Source organism: Campylobacter jejuni (genome assembly GCF_049221745.1).
Taxonomy (GTDB): domain Bacteria; phylum Campylobacterota; class Campylobacteria; order Campylobacterales; family Campylobacteraceae; genus Campylobacter_D; species Campylobacter_D jejuni_E.
The window spans coordinates 427,419-447,251 of sequence record NZ_JBMJAO010000001.1; the positions used below are offsets into that span (position 1 = coordinate 427,419).

Here is a 19,833-nt window from a genome sequence, read left to right on the forward strand (position 1 = left end):
GTATAATTATTGAGAATTTAGAAAAATTCTAAGTTCTCTTAAAATTTCTTGTGGATTTAAATCGCTAATTTCTTTATAAAAATGACCTTTTTCATCAATAAGATAAAGCATATTACTATGTGCTATAGAATAACCCATAAAAGAATCGTTTAGATCTATTTTTTGATATTGAATATTATATTGTTTTGTTATTTTTTGAAGAGTTTTTTCATCTTTTGCAATTAAAGCATCTGCTTTTGGGTAAAAGTATCGTAACCATTCGTTTGTATTACTTAAGTTATTATCTCTATTTGGATCTAAAGAAATAAAAAGAAGGTGGGCCTTAGGATTATTGATTTGCTTTAAGGCTTTGCCTACTAAACTAAGAGTTGCTGGACAAACATCGGGGCAATAAGTGTATCCAAAATAGATAATAAGCTTATCTCCTTTAAAATCTTTTAGGGTGGTTTCCTTTTTTAAATCTGATTTTAAGATAAAATCATAAGAATTTTGATGATTTTTAAGAAAAAATATTACACCTAAAATAATGGCAACTATAACTATAAACAAAATAATATTTTTTTTCATTTTTTTAGCTCAAAATCAAAATAAAACCCTATAGGTTTATTATTATCCATAAATTCTACCCTAAAATGCATAGTGTCTAAAACGCAAGCAGCAAGAACTATTTTGCTTTCATAGTCTGTTGAATTTAATTGATGTATTTTAGGCTTAATTTCACCCATATACATATTTAATCCATAAATTTTAATTCCTAAATTATTATAATTTCCTAGATTTACAATCTTTAGATTTGTAACATCTAAAGATTGTAAGGGTTTGGGATTTAGGGAAATTAAGACTTCTTTATTGTTAAAACTATATGTGCAGTCTTTAACATTAAGATCACAAGTTAATGGGGCAGAAAAATCAGCTTTTGTTATTTTTTGAGAATCTTTTATTGTATAAAAATCAAAAATAATATATAAAATAACAATAACAAAAGAAAAAGCTAGGATAAAAATAATTTTTCTCATTAATTAAAATTCTTTAGAATCAATATTTTTTAACTCTATGGTTTTGTGATTATTAAATTTTAAATCTAAATTTACCTTTGTGTCTTTAATAATAGGTTTTTTTAGTTTTAAAAGCATTATATGGTAACCTCCTGATTTAAGATCTGTGCTTGAATGAGCTTTTATAATAATTTCAGGAATTTTTTGCATCATTATTTTTCCATCTTTATGTATATGTGTATGCAGTTCACTAACTTCACTGATATCGCTTTTGGCGCTTATTAGAGCAATATCCTTATCGGTGTTATTAAAAATGGTGAGAAAAATAGCACTATTTTGCGCATGAGGTGGAGTTTGTTTTACAAAGGCATTTTTTATCTCTATGCCATTAACAGCCCAAAGATTTACAGTAAAAATAGCACCTAAGAGAAGAATCTTTTTCATATTGTATCCTTATTTTTATAATATTAAATATTTATTAAAGTATTTCACTTTAATAAATATAAATTTTAAACCTTATAAAGTAAAATTTTAAATAAACTATAACCTTGTTTTATTAATGTTTTTTCTGGTTAATAAATATATAAAAAATATCTAAAAATATTCTTAAATATAATAAAAATTTGTATTATTTATAAACAACTCTTTTTAAAAAATATATGATTTATAAAGTTACATTGTGCAATAAGCTTATATTGTTAAAATGTTTTTTAAGAAAAAAAATATTATAATCATAAACATTTTTGACTTAAAAAATTTTGAAATACCTAAGGAAAAACATTGTTAAAACGACTTGCTTTATTAATTACACTTTCTTCATTGATGTTGCATGCCTCAGATCTTGTTAAAATTTATCTTAATCAAGGATTAGATGCTGTTGGTGCAGCGATTGAAAAAGAATTAACTCAAAAGGATTTTTGGTTAAGTGAAATAGGAGATAAAAATATTTCACTTGGATATTATAATGATAATGTTGCTATCGTGCTCACAAATAAAACAGATAAAATTCTCCGTGTTTATTCTTACGAGGACGGAAAAATAAGAAAAGATTTTGAACAAAAAGAAATAATAACTGGATTAATGGGCGATAAAAAAATAGAAGGAGATTTGAAAACGCCAGTAGGTTTTTATGAGTTAGGCCGTAAGTTTAATCCAGGTAATCCTTATTATGGTCCCTTTGCTTTTGCTACAACTTATCCAAATTTACTTGATAAAGTACAAGGAAAAACAGGTGGTGGTATTTGGATCCATGGTTATCCTTTAGATGGTTCTAGACTTGATGAATTTAAAACAAGAGGGTGCATTGCTTTATTTAATAATAATTTGGAGAAATTTGCACAAGTTGTACAAGATAAAAAAGTTTTTGTTATGACAGAAGAAAAAGAAAAAATTAGAGCTAAAAAGGATCAAATAGCTAGTTTATTGGCTGATCTTTTTACATGGAAACTAGCTTGGACAAATAGTGACACTAATACCTATTTAAGTTTTTATGATGAGCAAGAATTTAAACGTTTTGATAAAATGAAATTCGAACAGTTTGCTTCCATGAAAAAATCTATTTTTTCTCGTAAAGAAGATAAAAGGATTAAATTTTCAGATATTAATGTAAGCCCTTATCCGAATTTAAAAAATGAAACTATGTATAGAATTTCATTTTATGAGGATTATTACACTAAAAACTATCAGTTTAGAGGTGATAAAATTTTATACGTTAAGATAGATAGTAAAGGTAAAATGAAAATTTTAGCAGAGCAATAAATGTCTTTAATAAAAATCGATCAAAAAGCTTATGAATATAATTTAAGGCATATTGCTAAAAAAATAGGGAGTTTTCAAAGATTAATTTGCGTTTTTAAAGATAATGCATATGGGCATGGAGCTAAGCTTTTAGCTCCATTAGCCAAAAATTTAGGAGTTTCTTTTGTTGCTGTTAAGAGTGAAGAAGAAGCTCGAGAAATCGAAGAATTTTTTGAGAATATATTAATACTATCACATCGTCCTCATGGTAATGAAAATTCTCGATTTATTTATGCTTTAAATGATATTTCCCAAGTAAAAAATTACAAGCAAGATATAAAAATACATCTAAAAATAGATACAGGCATGCATCGCAATGGAATTTGTGTAGAAAATTTAGAGCATGCTATAGATCTTATTCGAAGTAGTGATTTAAAACTTACTGGAATATTTACACATTTTGCTAGTGCAGATGAAATGGATGGAAGTTTTTTTGTTCAAAAAGAAAATTTTCAAAAAGCTAAAAAGATGGTAAAAAAATATTTTTCAAATTTATTATTTCATTCGCATAATTCTGCAGCATTATTTAGAGGGCAAATTCCTGAAGATGAATATTGTAGAGTTGGACTTGTTCAATTTGGATATGGGGGTTTAAATTTAAAAAAAGTTTTAAGCTTATATGCTCATAGATTAAGTCAAAGGGTTTTACAAAAAGGACAGAGTATAGGATATGGAGGCATTTTTACTGCCACAAAGGATATGGAAGTAGCAACTTATGATTTGGGTTATGCTGATGGTCTTTTCCGTTACAATGGAAAAGGGGAGTTAGTACTTGGAAATGGAAAAGCAATGCTTGGAAAGATGTCAATGGATAGTTTTTCTTGTGAAAATTCTGGTGAGGAAATTTGCGTGTTTAAAGATGCTGATATTTGGGCTGATTTTTTTCATACTATTAACTATGAAATTTTAGTAAAATTAAATCCCAACATTCAAAGAGTTCTAGTATAAATATGTTTAATATAGTTTTAGTTCACCCTAGAATACCGCAAAATACAGGTAGTATAGGTAGAATGTGCTTTAATGCTGGTTTTAAACTTCATATTGTTAAACCAACTATTTTTGATATTTCTCAAAAGGCTGTTAGAAGAGCAGGGCTTGATTACTGGGATAAATTAGAACCCATTATTTGGGAGAATCTTGAAGAATTTTTGAATGAAAATATGATTTATAAAAATCGCTTTTTTTTCGCAACAACTAAGAGTCAAAAAGCTTATTTTGATGTAGAATTTCAAAAAAATGATTTCTTATTTTTTGGAAGTGAGAGTTATGGTTTGCCTATGGAATTAATGCAATTAAATTGGGAAAATGCTATAACTATACCTATGAAATCTTATGGAAGAAGTTTAAATTTGGCTACAAGCGTTGGTATAATCTCTTATGAAGCTTTAAGACAAAATTTTAGCAATTTTGTTTCTTAAAAGTTTCAAATTTACACAATAACTTAAAACAAATAAAATCATAAAGTCCTTTTTATAAAAATTATGTTAAAGTAAAATTTAGATTATTTTTTGAGGAGTTTGGATGAATTTAGATATTATGATAGATTTTGCCAATAAAGCGTCTGATATTATAGCTCATAAGATTGTCCCAAATACAGATATTATTATGGTGATATTGCTTGTTATTTGTGGGTTATATTACAGCTTTTTAACTCGCTTTGTTCAATTTCGTATGTTAAATTCTGTATTTAAAATTCTTACAGAAAAAAACGAAGGACACACTAAAGAACATATTTCACCTTTCCAAGCATTGATGATCTCAACTGCTTCTAGAGTTGGTATAGGAAATATCGCTGGAATTTCTTTGGCATTGGCCACAGGTGGAGCTGGTGCTTTATTTTGGATGTGGGTTATGGCGTTTTTTGGTGGTGCCTCAGCATTTGCTGAAAGTACCTTAGCTCAAGTTTACAAATCAAAAGATGATACAGGTGGGTTTAAAGGTGGTCCAGCTTATTATATAAAAAAAGCCTTAGGCTCACATTTTTTTGGAGCTTTTTTTGCTTTTATTCTTATTATTACTTATGCTTATGGATTTAATGGACTTCAAAGTCAAACAATGACTTCATCTTTTAAAGTTTATTATGATATGTTTAATCCAAATGTTGCTGTAGATTTTGCATCAAGCTCTTGGCCAATGATTATTGGTATTGTTTTAACTATTTTTGGTGCATGGATGTTTTTTTCTCACCATACTAAAATAGGTAAAATTAGCTCTTTAATTGTTCCTTTCATGGCTTTATCTTATGTTTTACTTGCCGTGATTGCTGTTTTAATGAATTTTGATAAAATTCCTTCTGTGGTTCATATGATTTTGCAAAGTGCTTTTGATTTTAAAGCTATTTTTGGTGGTTTTGCTGGTTCTGCTTTAGTTATAGGGATTAAAAGAGGACTTTTTTCAAATGAAGCAGGTATGGGCTCAGCACCTAATGCAGCAGCGGCAGCTTTGACAAGTCATCCAGCTAAACAAGGTGTTATACAAGCCTTTTCGGTTTTAATTGATGTTGTTGTTTGTACAAGTTCTGGATTTTTAGTTCTTTTTTCTATGGTATATTTAGGACTTGGAGAAAGTAAAATTGATGGTGGAATGCCTTTAGTTCAAGAAGCTATGCGTGAGTATTATGGTAGCTTTGGAATCCATTTTATTACTATAGCTATTGTTCTTTTTGCAATAACTTCTTTAATAGGAAATTATTATTATGCTCAAGCTAATGTTAAATATTTAACAAATTCCAAATTTGCAATGAATTTGTTTAGAATTACAGCTGTGGCTATGATTTTTATAGGTTCACAAATGAATTTAAAACTTGCTTGGAATTTGGCTGATTTGACTATGGCTTTCATGGCAACGACAAATATTATATCTTTATTGCTTTTAGGTGGTATAGTAAATAAAGTTTTAAAAGATTTTAATACGCAACAAAAATCTGGTATAGACCCTAAATTTAATGCTAGCAAACTTGGGATTAAAAACGCTGAATGTTGGGATTAAAATTCATAAGCCTTAATGGCTTATGAATTAATGATTTAAAACCTTGTTTAAAAATTCTCTCAATCTTTCATTGCTAGGATTTTCAAATACTTCTTTAGGGCTTGCATCAACAGCGATTTTTCCTTTATCCATAAAAAATATACGATTGGCAACATTTCTAGCAAAGCCCATTTCATGAGTTACCACAAGCATAGTTAAACCTTCTTTTGCAACATCTTTCATAATGCTTAGAACCTCGCCTATCATCTCAGGATCTAGAGCTGAAGTAGGCTCATCAAATAAAATAACATCAGGATTCATCATCAAACTTCTAGCAATAGCTATGCGTTGTTTTTGTCCGCCAGAGAGCTTATGGGGCATTATATTTTCTTTGTCTGCTAAACCAACCTTAGCAAGAAGTGTTTTTGCTTTTTTTATGGCTTCTTCTTGACTTAAAATTCCTGTTTTAATGGGAGTTAAACATAAATTTTCCATAACATTTTTATTAGCAAAAAGATTAAAATGCTGAAACACCATGCTAACTTTTTGCCTGATCTTATTAATATCAATTTCTTTATCAAGTATATTTTGTTTATTGATTAAAATTTCCCCACTATCAGCTAGTTCTAAGCGATTGATGCAGCGTAAAAATGTACTTTTTCCGCCTCCACTTGGACCTATGATAGCTATTACATCGCCTTTTGAGATTGTAGTATTAATATTTTTTAAAACTTCTAATTTTCCATATTTTTTTTGTAAATTTTTAACTTCAATCATTTTTATTCATCCTAAGTTCAAGTTTTTTTGCAAAATAACTAAAAATTTTTACACTTACGTAATAAACAAGCCCAGTGAAAATAATAGGTTTAGGATTGTAAAATACGGCTTGTAAGCTTTGACTTTGCATAGTAATATCAATAACACTAATAAATCCTACAACAGAAGTTTCCTTAAATAAAGAAATAAATTCATTAGCTAATGCAGGTAGAATATTTTTAGTAGCCTGAGGAAGAATAATTTCTTTCATTGAAGTTTTGTAATCAAGTCCCATTGCTCTTGTAGCTTCCATTTGTCCTTTATCTACGCTATTAATGCCACTTCTTACAATTTCTGCTATATATGCTGAACTATTAAGTCCTAACGCAAGAATAGCCGCATACAGATTGTCTAAAAAAGTAAAAATTACAAAAGCAAAAATCATCAATTGTAAAATTACTGGTGTTCCTCGTATAATGTCTATATATTCATCTATAATAAAATTAAGCGTTTTAAATTTAGAGAAGCGTAAAATAGCTAAGCCAAAACCAATAATCACTCCGATAATAACAGCACAAGCAGTTAATAAAAGCGTAATAAGATAACTTTTTAAATAAGCCTTTGCATTTTCTGTATAGCCATAGCTTACAACTCCACTAGGATCTTGAATTTTTAATATTTCTATTGGGAAAGAAAAATAGCCCCATAAAATAATAATAACAAAAAAAACAAAAATTCTTATATTTTTCTGATTCAATTTTTAAACCTTTTCAGAGAAATTATTTAAAAAAATAAATTTTATAAAAATATTTTTAAATTTTCTCTAAAGATTTATAAAAATTGTGTTATAATTTTTATAAATCAAGGTTGTATTTATGAAAATTTTAGATTTTCTTTTAATAGTTATTTTTGTGTTTTTAATGATTGTTTTGGTTATAGGTTTTAATCATCAAATGATGCGAAAAAACAAAGAAAGAGAAGAAAGATTTAAAAAATATAAAAAAGGAGAACAAAATGAGTAAAAAAGTATTAATTCCATTAGCTCAAGGTTTTGAAGAAGCTGAATTTATAGGAATTGCAGATGTTTTAAAACGTGCAGGAGAGCTAAGTGGAAATTTAGATGTTATTATAGCTTCATTGGACAATGAATTGCTGATAAAAGGTGCAAATGGCATTAGTATAAAAGCAGATTGTTCTGTGCAAAGTATTGATATAGAAAAATTAGATGCTATTGCTTTAGCAGGTGGTTTTGATGGTATGAAAAATCTTAAAAATTCAGATATTATTTTAAATATTATCAAGCAGCTTCATAGCAAAAATAAAATCGTTGCTGCAATTTGTGCTTCTCCTATAGTTTTAAATGAAGCAGGAGTGTTGGAAGGTGAATTTACTTGTTATCCTGGTTGCGAAGTTGGACTTAATGGGAAACGTATTAATAAAGCTGTAGTTGTAAATAATAATGTTATCACCTCTGCAGGACCAGCTACGGCAATTCTTTTTGGTTTAGAACTAGCTAAAAAGTTATGTGGTGATGAAATTTATCAAAAATTATATGAAGGATTGTTAATATCTTTAACAAAATAATTAAAATGGTAGTAAAGCTACCATTTTAATTAGAATAAAGCTTGTGGATTTTCTTTTTTTATTTTTTCTTTGGGTAACTCAAAGCCTCCAAGCATATGAAAATGCAAATGAAAAATTTCTTGCCCACTATTTTTTCCGCAGTTTGTAACTAGTCGATATCCACTTTTATCTACACCTAAAAGAATAGCTAACTCTTGTATAAAACTTGTCATTTTGGCCATAAGTTCAGGATCAAATTCTTGAAAGTCTTTAAAATGTTTTTTAGGGATTATAAGTATATGTATAGGCGCTTTGGGTGCAATATCATGAAATGCTAGAAAATCGTCACTTTCAAGTACTTTATTGCATGGAAGTTTACCTTCAACTATGAGTTCAAAAATTGTTTTTTCTTGCATTATTTATCCTTTTTTATTGTTGGTTTAATACAATTATATCCTTAAAGTTTGTTTTTTATGCTGAATTTAAAATAGTTTTTAATAGAATTAGAACTTGAAATATTTTATTTAAGGTAAGAAAATTGCAAAATTTTATAGAACAAATTCAAAGATGTAAAAATTTAAATGATTTAGAAGCTATCAGGATTTCCGTTCTTGGAAAAAAAGGTATTTTAACAGAAGGTTTTATAAAGCTTAAAGAGTTGGAAGGTGAAGCAAAAAAAGAACTTGCTGCTAAACTAAATACACAAAAAGAAATATTTAATGAGGCTTATTTAGCCAAATTTAAAGATTTGGAAAATCTTGCTTTAGAAGAAAGAATGAAACAGGATGCTTTAAATTTTAACTATTTTGATGAAAGTATTACAACAGGTGCCTTACATCCTGTTATGAGCACCATGGATAAAATCATAGAGTATTTTATAGCTTTGAATTTTAGCATAGAGAAAGGCCCTTTAATAGAAGATGACTTCCATAATTTTGAAGCGTTAAATTTACCTAAATCTCACCCCGCAAGAGATATGCAAGATACCTTTTATTTTGATGATAAAAGGCTTTTAAGAACACAAACTTCGCCAGTGCAAATACGGACAATGCTTGCACAAAAACCTCCTATTAGGATGATAGCCCCTGGTGCTGTATTTAGAAGAGATTTTGATATTACGCATACTCCCATGTTTCATCAAGTTGAAGGCCTTGTGGTGGAAGAAGGGCAAAAGGTTAGCTTTGCAAATTTAAAAAGTATATTGGAAGATTTTTTGCGTTATATGTTTGGAGATGTGAAAGTTCGTTTTCGTCCAAGTTTTTTCCCATTTACAGAACCTTCTGCTGAAGTTGATATTTCTTGTGTATTTTGCAAAGGAAAGGGTTGTAGAGTTTGTAAACATACAGGTTGGCTCGAAGTTTTAGGATGCGGAATAGTTGATCCTAATGTTTATAATTTTGTTGGTTATGAAAATGTAAGTGGTTATGCTTTTGGACTTGGAGTAGAACGTTTTGCAATGCTTTTGCATCAAATTCCAGATTTAAGATCTTTATTTGAAGGTGATTTGAGATTATTGGAGCAGTTTAGATGATAATTACTAAAAGTTGGTTGAATGATTGGTTAGAACTTGAAGAAATAAGTTCAGATAAAATAGCTAAAACTTTAAACTCTATAGGTATAGAAGTTGATAGGGTTGGTGCTTTAAAGGCTCCAGATAAAGTTGTTGTAGGTTATGTTAAAGAAAAAATTAAACATGAAAATTCAGATAAATTAAGTATTTGTCAAGTTGATATCGGAAGTGAAGCCTTGCAAATTGTCTGTGGTGCTACAAATGTTGATGCAGGACAATTTGTAGCTGTTGCAACTAAAGGTGCTATCATGCCAAATGGTATGGAAATAAAAGAAGCAAAATTGCGAGGAGTGGATTCTTGTGGTATGCTTTGTTCTAGTTTAGAACTGGGTTTTGAAAAAATCAATGAAGGAATTATGCTTTTAGATGAGAGTATAGGGAAATTAGAACTTGGGAGAGCTTTAAATACTTATGAAATTTTTAATGATGAGCTAATAGAAGTAGAACTTACTCCTAATAGAGGTGATTGTTTAAGTATTTATGGTATTGCTCGTGATTTAGCCACAGCTTTAAATTTAAATTTAAAAGAACCAAAACCATTTAAAGAAAGTGAAAATGTTTTAGGTATTGGTAGAATTTTGCGCTTAGCAGCTGAGAAAGAACTTAATGGACTTTATAATTATCGAGCTATAGAACTAAAAGAAGAAATTCAAACAAATTTATTGATTAGTTTAAGACTTGCTCAAATTGAAGGTTTGGGAAAAAATTCCATAGAAAATTTATTAAATTATGCAACGCATTCAACTGGTGTTCTTTTTAATGCTTATGATTTAAGTAGTTTTTCTGAAAAAGATGAAGAATTTACCATTAATTTAAGCAAACAAGCGCATGGAGAAACAAAAGTATCTTGTAAAGATAAACTTTTAAGCTTTAGCGGAATTTTCCAAAATAATGAAAGTAGATGTAAAGATGATTCTAAAATAATTATTATTGAGGCTAATTATACCGATCCATGGGTAATTGCAGATGCTAAAATATATCATAAAGATCAAGATGAAAAAATGCTTTATAGAAGTTTTAGAGGAAGTGAACCTAAATTAAATTTAGGAATGGATTTTTTACTTGGTATTTTTGAACGGATCCCAAATCTTGTTATTTATAGTTCTTCTCAACAAATTTTAACCGACAAAGAATTACCAATTATACCAATAAGTATTGAAAGTATTGGCGATATAATAGGGCAAAATGTTGATAAAGATGAAGTATTAAAAATATTGAAAAAATTAGGTTTTGAGCTCATACTTTCAGGTGAAGGGCTTATAAATGTTAAAGCGCCTTTACATCGTCCTGATATTAAAAATTTATCAGATATTTGCGAAGAAGTTGTAAGAATTATAGGTATTGATAATATTGCTTCTAAGGGTTTAGAATTTGTAGAAAAAAATCGTTTAAATTCTACATATAAAAATTATATTGAGTTTTTGAATTTAAGGAAAAGAGCAGTAGCTAGTGGTTATTTTGAAAGCTTACATTATATTTTGGATAATGAAGAAGAGCTTAAAAGATTGGATTTTGACTCTGTTAAATTAAAACTAATCAATCCAATTACAGCAGAACTTAATACTCTAAGAACAACCCTTTTGAATCATTTGTTAAATGCAGCAAGTTTAAATGCAAAAAATTCTAAAAAAATTATTAAACTTTTTGAACTAGGGGCTGTTTTCAATGTCAATAATCAAGAATTAAATCGTATCGCATTTATCCATTCTGGCTTAAAAGAAGAAGCTAAAATTTCCAACAAGGCAAAACCTGAATCGGTACAATTTTATGATTTTCTTTTAGATATTAAAAATATTATAGGTGATTTTAAACTAAAATCATCAAAATATAATATTTTAAGCCCTTATGAACAAGCAGATGTTTATCTATCAGATATTAAAGTAGGTTTTATAGGCCGTTTGCATTTAAAAATAGAAAATGAGAGAGATTTACCAAAAACATATATTTGTGAACTTGATCTAGATTTAATCAAGCAAGATTTTAAAATAGCTAAGCCTTACTCCAAATTCCCAGCTATCACTAGAGATCTTAGCGTATTAATACCTAAAGGTTTTGAATACAATCAGATTAAAAACTGTATCGAAGAATTGAATTTAGAAATACTTGAAAATTTTCGTTTAGTTGATATTTATAGCGATGAAAATCTTAAAGAAACTTATAGTATTACTATAAGCTTTACTTTTAGAGATATAAACAAAACTTTAGAAGATGAACAAGTAAATGAATGCATGGATAAAATTTTAAATACTCTTAAAAATTTGGGTCTTGATTTAAGATGAAAATTTACAAATTGCAAACTCCTATAAATGCTATACTTGAAAATATAGCAGCAGATAAAAGCATATCTCATCGTTTTGCTATATTTTCGCTTTTAACACAAGAAGAAAATAAGGCTCAAAATTATCTCTTAGCTCAAGATACTTTAAACACTCTTGAGATTATAAAAAATCTTGGAGCTAAAATTGAACAAGAAGATTCTTGCGTCAAAATTATACCCCCTAAAGAAATTTTATCTCCAAATTGTATTTTAGACTGTGGAAATTCAGGAACTGCTATGCGTTTAATGATAGGCTTTTTAGCAGGAGTTCCTGGTTTTTTTGTTTTAAGTGGAGATAAATATTTAAATAATCGTCCTATGAGAAGGATAAGCAAACCACTTACTCAAATAGGCGCTAGAATTTATGGAAGAAATGAGGCAAATTTAGCTCCACTTTGCATAGAAGGTCAAAATTTAAAAGCTTTTAACTATAAAAGCGAAATTTCTTCAGCTCAAGTTAAAACAGCTATGATTTTATCTGCTTTTAGGGCTGATAATATATGCACTTTTAGTGAAATTTCTCTTAGTAGAAATCATAGTGAAAACATGTTAAAGGCTATGAAAGCTCCAATAAGGGTTGGTAATAATGGCTTAAGTCTTGAAATAAGTCCTTTAAAAAAACCCTTAAAAGCTCAAAACATAGTCATTCCAAATGATCCATCTTCGGCTTTTTATTTTGCTTTAGTAGCTATTATTTTGCCTAAATCTCAAATTATTTTAAAAAATATTTTGCTTAATCCTACTCGTATAGAGGCGTATAAAATTTTGCAAAAAATGGGTGCAAAACTTGAAATGACAATAACTCAAAATGATTTTGAAACTATTGGTGAGATCAGAGTGGAGTCTAGCAAGCTTAATGGTATAAAAGTTAAAGATAATATCGCTTGGTTGATAGATGAAGCACCTGGTTTGGCTATAGCTTTTGCTTTAGCTAAGGGTAAATCTAGTTTAATAAATGCTAAAGAATTACGCGTTAAAGAAAGCGATAGGATTGCTGTGATGGTTGAAAATCTAAAGCTTTGTGGTGTTGAAGCTAGAGAACTTGATGATGGTTTTGAAATAGAAGGTGGATGCGAACTAAAATCTTCAAAAATTAAAAGCTATGGGGATCACCGTATTGCTATGAGTTTTGCTATTTTAGGTTTGCTTTGTGGAATTGAGATTGATGATAGTGATTGTATAAAAACTTCTTTTCCAAATTTTATAGAGATTTTATCAAATTTAGGAGCTAGGATTGATTATTGAATTGGCAAAAAATTATGGTTTTTGTTTTGGTGTTAAAAGAGCTATTAAAAAAGCAGAACAAATAAAAGATGCTGCAACTATAGGTCCTCTTATTCATAATAACGAAGAAATTTCTCGTTTGCAAAAAAATTTTAATGTCAAAACTTTAGAAAATATACAAGCTTTAAGCAATGAAAAAAAAGCTATTATAAGAACTCATGGTATTACAAAGCAAGATTTAGAAGAATTAAGAAAAAAAGATATAGAAATTTTTGATGCCACTTGTCCTTTTGTTACAAAACCACAACAAATTTGTGAACAAATGAGCAAGGAGGGTTATGAAGTTGTTATTTTTGGAGATGAAAATCATCCTGAGGTCAAAGGGGTAAAAAGTTATGTAAGTACAAAAGCTTATGTGGTTTTGGATAAAAAAGAACTTCAAAATATAAAACTTCCTAATAAAATAGCTGTAGTAAGCCAAACAACTAAGAAGCCTGAACATTTTATGGAGATAGTAAATTTTTTAATACTTAAAGCCAAAGAAGTAAGAGTTTTTAATACTATATGTGATGCAACCTTTAAAAATCAAGATGCTATTAAAGAACTCTCGCTTAAAAGTGATGTTATGGTTGTTGTAGGAGGTAAAAACTCAGCCAATACAAAACAACTTTTTTTGATTGCAAAGACCAATTGTGAAGATAGCTATCTAATTGAAACCGAAGAAGAGTTAAAAAAAGAATGGTTTTTAGATAAAAAACATTGCGGCATTAGCGCAGGTGCTAGTACTCCTGATTGGATCATACAAAAAGTTATCGCCAAAATAGAAAATTTTGAAATTAATTAAAAAATGTTTTCAATATAGAAAAAAGTCAAAAATTTAAAAAAAATTAATAAAAATAAAAAAACTTAACACTAATTAAAGAAAAATAAGGTAAAATCAATCAATTTTTAAAAATTATTTTAAAGGACCATAATGAGCGAGGTGAACAAAAAAGTTCAAGGCGGTGTAGATGATTATCTTGAAGAGGAAGATTTTGGACAGCTTTTAGAGGCTTTCGATAAATCAAGAGAAGAGGCTACAACAGAGGGTGTGATTGTAGAGATCAAAAATGATGAAGTTTATGTAGATATAGGTAAAAAATCTGAAGGTATTTTAGCTCTTAGTGAAATACAAGATGATAATTCTAAGCTATTATTTAATGTAGGCGATAGCATTAAAGTTGCTGTTATAGGTTTTCGTGGTGGCAGATCTTTACTTTCTCATAAAAAAGCTTTGAGAAAAGAAAAAGTTATTGAATTTATTAAAAACTATCAAGAAAATCAAGATGATATTTTTACTATAAAAGTAGTTGGAAAAAATAAAGGCGGATTGATAGTTGTTGATGAAAATGATGTTGAATTTTTCTTACCAAAATCTCAATATGGCTTCAAAGAAACAAATAATATTATAGGTAAAACGTTTAAAGTTAAAATTATTAAAATCGACAAAGATGAGCAAAGCATCATTGTTTCTCGTAAAAAAACTTTAGATGACGAGAGAAGAAAACGCAAAGAATTGATCAATAATGTAGCACAACAAGAAGATTTAATTGAAGGTATTGTGAAAAAAATTACCACTTATGGTATGTTTGTAGATGTAGGAGGTGTTGATGGCCTTGTTCATTACAGCGAAATTTCTTACAAAGGACCTGTAAATCCTGGAACACTTTATAAAGAGGGTGATAAAGTTCTAGTTAAAGTTATAAAGTATGATAAAGAATGCAAACATTTATCCTTATCCATAAAAGCAGCTTCACCTGATCCATGGAATGAAATTAAAGATACTCTTGATGTAGGTGATACCATTAAAGTAATAGTATCGAATATAGAGCCTTATGGTGCTTTTGTAGATTTAGGAAATGACATAGAAGGATTTTTACATATCAGTGAAATTTCTTGGGATAAGAATATTAAAAATCCAAAAGATTATATCAACAAAGGTCAAGAAATTGATGTTGAAGTAATTGAAATCAATCCAAATGAAAGACGCTTAAGAGTATCTTTAAGAAATTTACTTTCTAGACCTTTTGATGAATTTATGAAATCTTACAAAATTGCAGATGTAGTTGAAGGAGAAATTACCTCAGTAACTTCTTTTGGTGCGTTTGTTAAACTTGGCAGTATTGAAGGTTTATTGCATAATGAAGATGCTTCTTGGGATAGAAACGATAAATGCAAAGACAAATTTTCTCAAGGAGATAAAATCAAGGTAAAAATTATCAAAATAGATGAAGAAAACCAAAAAATATCATTAAGTACAAAAGAATTAAGTAGCTCTCCAGTTCAAGAATATGCCAAAATTCATAAAGTCGGTGATATTGTGAAAGGCACTATCCGTGATATTAAAGATTTTGGTGTTTTTGTAGAGCTAAGTAAAAATGTTGATGCTTTAATTCATAAAGAAGATATAAGTACTTCTATGTTTGAAAATTTAAAAATTGGCGACGATATTGAAGCTGCTATAGTTTTTATTGATGAAAAGAAAAATAGAATTCGCCTAAGTGTTAAAAGTCTTGCTAGAATGAAAGAAAGAGAAGTTCTTAATGAAATCAATAATGATGATAAAGTAACTTTAGGTGATATCATTAAAGATCAACTAGCTTAATGAGGAAATACATTACAATAAGCATTTTGAGTATTTTATTACTCATTTTGCTTGTTATTGTTTTTACGTTGCTTTGGCAGTTTAAAGCAAATACAGATTTTATTCCACAATTTGCTAAAGATACAAATACGCAGCCAAGCATTCAAACCCAAAATCAAGAACTTTCATGGCAAGAAGAATTAGCAAAATGGCCTACAAGAGATTTTACTCCAGCAGCAGAGAAATTTACTCTGTATTTTAACGCGGATACTAGTGAACTTAAGGAAAAAAACAAATATTATCAACTTATAATTGGAAAATATGACATTTATTCTATGTTTTGCTTAAGACAAACTTTAAATTCTTTCAATGTAAAGTATTTTCTTCTTAAAGCAGGGGATAGTCCAGAAATATTTTTAGATACAGATAATGAAAAACTTATAGATGATATTATTAAAGAATTAAAAAAATATAAAATAAATACAGAAGCAAAGGAAATTTGGCTATGAAAAAAAAGATTATGGTTTATGATGCTATTTTAGATAAAGGTCTTGAAATTTTAAGAAAAGCTGAGGATGTTGAACTTATAGAAGCTGCAAAAGTTCCAAAAGATGAATTTATGCAAATGCTAAGCGATGTTGAAGTTGCAATTACTAGAAGTTCTACGGATGTAGATGTAAATTTCTTAAATCATGCCAAAAAATTAAAAGCACTCGTACGTGCTGGGGTGGGTGTAGATAATGTTGATATTCCAGAGTGTTCCAAACGAGGAGTGATTGTGATGAATGTCCCAACCGCAAATACTATTGCCGCAGTTGAACTCACAATGGCGCATCTTTTAACATCAGCTAGAAGCTTTGTCAATGCTCATAATTTTTTAAAAATTGAAAGAAAATGGGAAAGAGAAAAATGGTATGGTATTGAATTGATGAACAAAACGCTAGGGGTTATAGGTTTTGGAAATATAGGCTCAAGAGTAGCTATCCGCGCTAAAGCATTTGGTATGAAAATTTTAGCCTATGATCCATATATTCCTACTTCTAAAATTACAGATTTAGATATGGAGCAAGCAAAAAATTTAGATGAAATTTTAGAAAAAAGTGATTTTATTACCATTCACACACCAAAAACCAAAGAAACCAATGGTATGATAGGAAAGCAAGAAATTGCAAAAATGAAAGATGGAATAAGATTAATAAATTGTGCTCGTGGAGGATTATACACAGAAGAGGCTTTATATGAAGGTTTAAAAAGTGGTAAAATAGCATGGCTTGGTATAGATGTGTTTGATAAGGAGCCCGCGACTAATCATCCTCTTTTAGACTTTGAAAATATTTCAGTTACTTCTCACCTAGGAGCAAATACTTTAGAAAGTCAAGACAATATTGCAAGAGAAGCTTGTGAGCAAGCATTAAGTGCAGCACGAGGCGTGGCTTATCCTAATGCCTTAAATTTACCAATTAAAACTGAAGATTTACCACCTTTTGTAGCTCCTTATATAGAACTTGTTTCTAAAATGGCTTTTTTAGCTGTTCAAATTGATAAAAATCCTATAAAAAGTATTAAATTAGAGGCTGAAGGAATTATTGGCGAGTATGCAAATTCTATGCTAACCTTTGCAGCTGTTGGCGCTTTGGGTGGAATTTTAGGAGAGAAAATTAATTATGTTAATGCAGAATTTGTAGCCAAAGAAAAAGGAGTTGAGTTATCTTGCGAAACTCTTCCAAATAGTGGTTATAATAATAAACTTGGCGTTAAAATTATCACCGAAAATTCAAATATCAGTGTTTCAGGAACAGTGTTTAATGAAAATGAACAACGCATAGTTGGATTAAACGGCTTTAAAACTGATTTTAAGCCAAAGGGAAAAATGATTATTTTTAAAAACAAAGACATACCAGGAGTTATAGCTAAAATCAGTTCTGCTTTGGCAGCTAAAAATATCAACATAGCTGATTTTAGGCTTGGTAGAGACGGTTTTGGGTACGCCTTGGCTGTTGTTTTGATTGATGAAAAAGTTCAAAAAGAAGTATTAGATGAACTAAAACAACTAGAGGTGTGTGTATTTGTCCAATATGTTGAAATTTAAAATTTTAATTATAGAAGATGATATAGATTTAAACGAACTGCTTGTTTTAAAGTTAAAATCTAGTGGTTATGAAGTTATATCTTTAGTGGATTTTTTTGGAGTTGAAGATTTGCTTGATAATGAGCAAATCGATCTTTTAATAGTCGATAGAAATTTGCCAAGTGGAGATTCTTTAGAAAAAATTCAAGATTTAAGAGAGCAAGGATACAAAGAAGCAGTTATTTTTCTTACAGCCAAGGCCTTGCATCAAGATTTGCTCAAAGGCTTTGAAAGTGGTTGTGATGATTATGTTTGCAAACCTTTTGATTTTAATGAGCTTTTGCTTCGCATTAAAGCAATTTTAAAACGCCATAAAAAAGAAGAAGAAAAACTATCTTTTGGTGATTTTATTTTAGATTTGGCTAATTATGAATTCTTTTACAAAAATCAAAAATTAGAAATCTCAAATCTTGACTATGAACTTTTAAAATGTTTTTTTGAAAATCCAAATACCTTGCTTGCTAGACAATTTCTAAGCGAAAGTGTTTGGAAAGATGATACTACAAGTGATAAAACAATCAATATAGCTCTAACAAGACTTAGAAATAAATTTCCAAAACTAAAAGATCATATTATAAGTGTTAGGGGTGTTGGCTATAAATTATGCTAAAAACTAAAAATATTTTTATAATTTTTTTTGTTGTATTGGCTTTGATTTTTGGGTTTATTTTTTATACTTTTACTAACTCTTATCTTAATTTCTTGCTTATAAAACAATATGAACAAAAAATCAAAAGCCTTGACGATGTTTTAAAATTTTCTCTCTTAGAGCATTTAAATGATGCTAATATCAAGGATTTTGCTAAAGATACTAGGGCTGATTTTATTATTCTAAACAATGATATGAAAATAAGTTCTGTAAAAAATCCTGATTTTTTTTCTAATCTTAAAGAAGGAGAAATTTTAAATTTCAATTCAAAAAAAATTCTCACTAAAAGTTTTAGTTATAAAGGATATAGATATATCATTATTGTTTATCCTCGTTTTTTAGATTTAAAACTTTTTTGGATAAAAATAGCAATCGGTTTCGGAATATGCTTGCTGTTTATTTTTATTTTAATGTTGCTGTTAGGTAGAAGAATAGAGAAAAATTTTAATAAAATTTTGGATTTTTTGGATTCTATAGGGGATTATAAAGTTGTTATATTAGAAAAAGGAATGTTTGAAGAATTTAATTTGCTAAATGAGAAACTTTTAAAAACTAAGGATAAAATTTTAAAAAATATCCAAAAAAATAAAAAACAAAGTGATAAAATTACTTTAAAAAATACCCAGCTTGCTAGTGTGATTTCTGCTATTTCTCATGAGCTTAAAAATCCATTAAGCGTGATTGATCTTAGTTTAGAAATGCTAAAAGACGAGGAATTGGAAGATAAAAAATTAAAAAAGGAATTGCTAGAAAAAATTTCGCGTCAAAGCATTAAACTTAATGCTTTGACCCATAAGCTTAATTTTGTTTTTAATCTTAATAGCGAAGCCTTGCAAATGCAAGAATTTGATCTTTTTTCTCTGTGTGAAAAAATCACTAAAAACCCAGGTTTTGAAAGAGTTATATTGCAAGGTAAAAGCACGAAAGTTAAGGCTGATGAATTTTTAATCGAACAAGTAATTATAAATTTGCTTTCTAATGCTTTAAAATATAGTCAAAAGGAAGTAATTTTGATAGCAAAAAATCAAAAAATAGTAGTACAAGATTTTGGAAAAGGTATAGAAAAAGATAAATTAAAATTGATTACAAAAAAATTTTATAAAATCGATGTCAAAAGTGATAATTCTTTTGGCTTAGGACTTTTTTTAGTAAAGAAAATTTTAAATATACATAAAAGTTATCTTGAAATTTCTAGCGCTTTAGGCTATGGTTCTAGTTTTAGCTTTAAACTCAGCCAAGGATAA

Annotated in this window: 21 protein-coding genes; 15 read left to right on the forward strand and 6 right to left on the reverse strand. The window is 28.7% G+C overall.

Annotation, left to right across the window (positions count from 1 at the left end; all coding sequences use genetic code 11):
* Positions 1-6: 6 nt before the first annotated feature.
* Genes ACOTU8_RS02180 through ACOTU8_RS02190 form a run of 3 tightly spaced genes read right to left on the reverse strand, consistent with a single transcriptional unit; the run spans position 7 to position 1,439 of the window.
* Positions 7-567, reverse strand: coding sequence for an SCO family protein (locus tag ACOTU8_RS02180; protein ID WP_422341588.1), 561 nt, complete (start codon positions 565-567; stop codon positions 7-9).
* Positions 564-1,016: a hypothetical protein gene (locus ACOTU8_RS02185; RefSeq protein WP_422341589.1), complete on the reverse strand. Its 453-nt coding sequence runs from the start codon at positions 1,014-1,016 to the stop codon at positions 564-566. Before ACOTU8_RS02185 ends, ACOTU8_RS02180 begins: the two co-directional genes overlap by 4 nt.
* Before the next feature lie 3 nt (positions 1,017-1,019).
* Positions 1,020-1,439, reverse strand: coding sequence for a copper chaperone PCu(A)C (locus ACOTU8_RS02190; RefSeq protein WP_422341590.1), 420 nt, complete (start codon positions 1,437-1,439; stop codon positions 1,020-1,022).
* 336 nt (positions 1,440-1,775) lie between these two features.
* On the opposite strand from ACOTU8_RS02190, the gene ACOTU8_RS02195 reads away from it, so the two are divergent.
* The 4 genes from ACOTU8_RS02195 (at position 1,776) to ACOTU8_RS02210 (ending at position 5,780) form a co-directional block, all read left to right on the forward strand.
* Positions 1,776-2,753: a L,D-transpeptidase family protein gene (locus tag ACOTU8_RS02195; RefSeq protein ID WP_422341591.1), complete on the forward strand. Its 978-nt coding sequence runs from the start codon at positions 1,776-1,778 to the stop codon at positions 2,751-2,753.
* Positions 2,754-3,740, forward strand: a complete 987-nt coding sequence (gene alr, locus ACOTU8_RS02200; protein WP_422341592.1) for an alanine racemase — start codon at positions 2,754-2,756, stop codon at positions 3,738-3,740.
* Between the two features lie 2 nt (positions 3,741-3,742).
* Positions 3,743-4,210 (forward strand): tRNA (cytidine(34)-2'-O)-methyltransferase, encoded by a 468-nt coding sequence (locus ACOTU8_RS02205; RefSeq protein ID WP_422341593.1) that lies wholly within the window; start codon positions 3,743-3,745, stop codon positions 4,208-4,210.
* A gap of 103 nt (positions 4,211-4,313) precedes the next feature.
* Entirely contained in the window at positions 4,314-5,780 is a 1,467-nt protein-coding gene (locus tag ACOTU8_RS02210) for an alanine/glycine:cation symporter family protein (RefSeq protein WP_422341594.1), read from the forward strand.
* Positions 5,781-5,807: 27 nt separating this feature from the next.
* On the opposite strand, the gene glnQ is transcribed toward ACOTU8_RS02210, so the two are convergent.
* Together glnQ and ACOTU8_RS02220 are read right to left on the reverse strand one after the other, a co-directional pair.
* A complete protein-coding gene (glnQ, locus tag ACOTU8_RS02215) occupies positions 5,808-6,536 on the reverse strand; it encodes an amino acid ABC transporter ATP-binding protein (RefSeq protein ID WP_422341595.1) in 729 nt (242 codons plus the stop codon).
* Positions 6,529-7,272, reverse strand: a complete 744-nt coding sequence (locus tag ACOTU8_RS02220) for an amino acid ABC transporter permease (protein ID WP_422341596.1) — start codon at positions 7,270-7,272, stop codon at positions 6,529-6,531. Before ACOTU8_RS02220 ends, glnQ begins: the two co-directional genes overlap by 8 nt.
* Before the next feature lie 118 nt (positions 7,273-7,390).
* Here ACOTU8_RS02220 and ACOTU8_RS02225 point away from each other — a divergent pair, with 118 nt between their 5' ends.
* Positions 7,391-7,537, forward strand: a complete 147-nt coding sequence (locus tag ACOTU8_RS02225) for a hypothetical protein (protein ID WP_422341597.1) — start codon at positions 7,391-7,393, stop codon at positions 7,535-7,537.
* Positions 7,530-8,099, forward strand: coding sequence for a DJ-1 family glyoxalase III (locus ACOTU8_RS02230; protein ID WP_422341598.1), 570 nt, complete (start codon positions 7,530-7,532; stop codon positions 8,097-8,099). Before ACOTU8_RS02225 ends, ACOTU8_RS02230 begins: the two co-directional genes overlap by 8 nt.
* Positions 8,100-8,128: 29 nt before the next feature.
* Here ACOTU8_RS02230 and ACOTU8_RS02235 read toward each other — a convergent pair whose 3' ends face one another.
* Positions 8,129-8,494 (reverse strand): histidine triad nucleotide-binding protein, encoded by a 366-nt coding sequence (locus tag ACOTU8_RS02235; protein ID WP_422341599.1) that lies wholly within the window; start codon positions 8,492-8,494, stop codon positions 8,129-8,131.
* Between the two features lie 122 nt (positions 8,495-8,616).
* Here ACOTU8_RS02235 and pheS point away from each other — a divergent pair, with 122 nt between their 5' ends.
* The 9 genes from pheS to ACOTU8_RS02280 all read left to right on the forward strand — a co-directional run bounded on the left by pheS (position 8,617) and on the right by ACOTU8_RS02280 (position 19,833).
* Positions 8,617-9,609 carry a phenylalanine--tRNA ligase subunit alpha gene (gene pheS, locus ACOTU8_RS02240; RefSeq protein WP_422341600.1) on the forward strand — a complete coding sequence of 331 codons (993 nt, stop codon included), beginning with the start codon at positions 8,617-8,619 and terminating at the stop codon, positions 9,607-9,609.
* Positions 9,606-11,927, forward strand: a complete 2,322-nt coding sequence (pheT, locus tag ACOTU8_RS02245; RefSeq protein ID WP_422341601.1) for a phenylalanine--tRNA ligase subunit beta — start codon at positions 9,606-9,608, stop codon at positions 11,925-11,927. Before pheS ends, pheT begins: the two co-directional genes overlap by 4 nt.
* Complete coding sequence (gene aroA / locus ACOTU8_RS02250) at positions 11,924-13,210, forward strand: 3-phosphoshikimate 1-carboxyvinyltransferase (RefSeq protein WP_422341602.1); 1,287 nt, start codon at positions 11,924-11,926, stop codon at positions 13,208-13,210. The genes pheT and aroA overlap by 4 nt, the downstream gene beginning before the upstream one ends.
* Positions 13,200-14,033 carry a 4-hydroxy-3-methylbut-2-enyl diphosphate reductase gene (ispH, locus tag ACOTU8_RS02255; RefSeq protein ID WP_422341603.1) on the forward strand — a complete coding sequence of 278 codons (834 nt, stop codon included), beginning with the start codon at positions 13,200-13,202 and terminating at the stop codon, positions 14,031-14,033. Before aroA ends, ispH begins: the two co-directional genes overlap by 11 nt.
* Before the next feature lie 129 nt (positions 14,034-14,162).
* Positions 14,163-15,833, forward strand: coding sequence for a 30S ribosomal protein S1 (rpsA, locus tag ACOTU8_RS02260; RefSeq protein ID WP_422341604.1), 1,671 nt, complete (start codon positions 14,163-14,165; stop codon positions 15,831-15,833).
* A complete protein-coding gene (locus tag ACOTU8_RS02265; RefSeq protein WP_422341605.1) occupies positions 15,833-16,321 on the forward strand; it encodes a hypothetical protein in 489 nt (162 codons plus the stop codon). The genes rpsA and ACOTU8_RS02265 overlap by 1 nt, the downstream gene beginning before the upstream one ends.
* Complete coding sequence (gene serA, locus ACOTU8_RS02270) at positions 16,318-17,901, forward strand: phosphoglycerate dehydrogenase (RefSeq protein ID WP_422341606.1); 1,584 nt, start codon at positions 16,318-16,320, stop codon at positions 17,899-17,901. Before ACOTU8_RS02265 ends, serA begins: the two co-directional genes overlap by 4 nt.
* Complete coding sequence (locus ACOTU8_RS02275; RefSeq protein ID WP_422341665.1) at positions 17,888-18,550, forward strand: response regulator transcription factor; 663 nt, start codon at positions 17,888-17,890, stop codon at positions 18,548-18,550. The genes serA and ACOTU8_RS02275 overlap by 14 nt, the downstream gene beginning before the upstream one ends.
* Positions 18,544-19,833 carry a sensor histidine kinase gene (locus ACOTU8_RS02280; RefSeq protein ID WP_422341607.1) on the forward strand — a complete coding sequence of 430 codons (1,290 nt, stop codon included), beginning with the start codon at positions 18,544-18,546 and terminating at the stop codon, positions 19,831-19,833. Before ACOTU8_RS02275 ends, ACOTU8_RS02280 begins: the two co-directional genes overlap by 7 nt.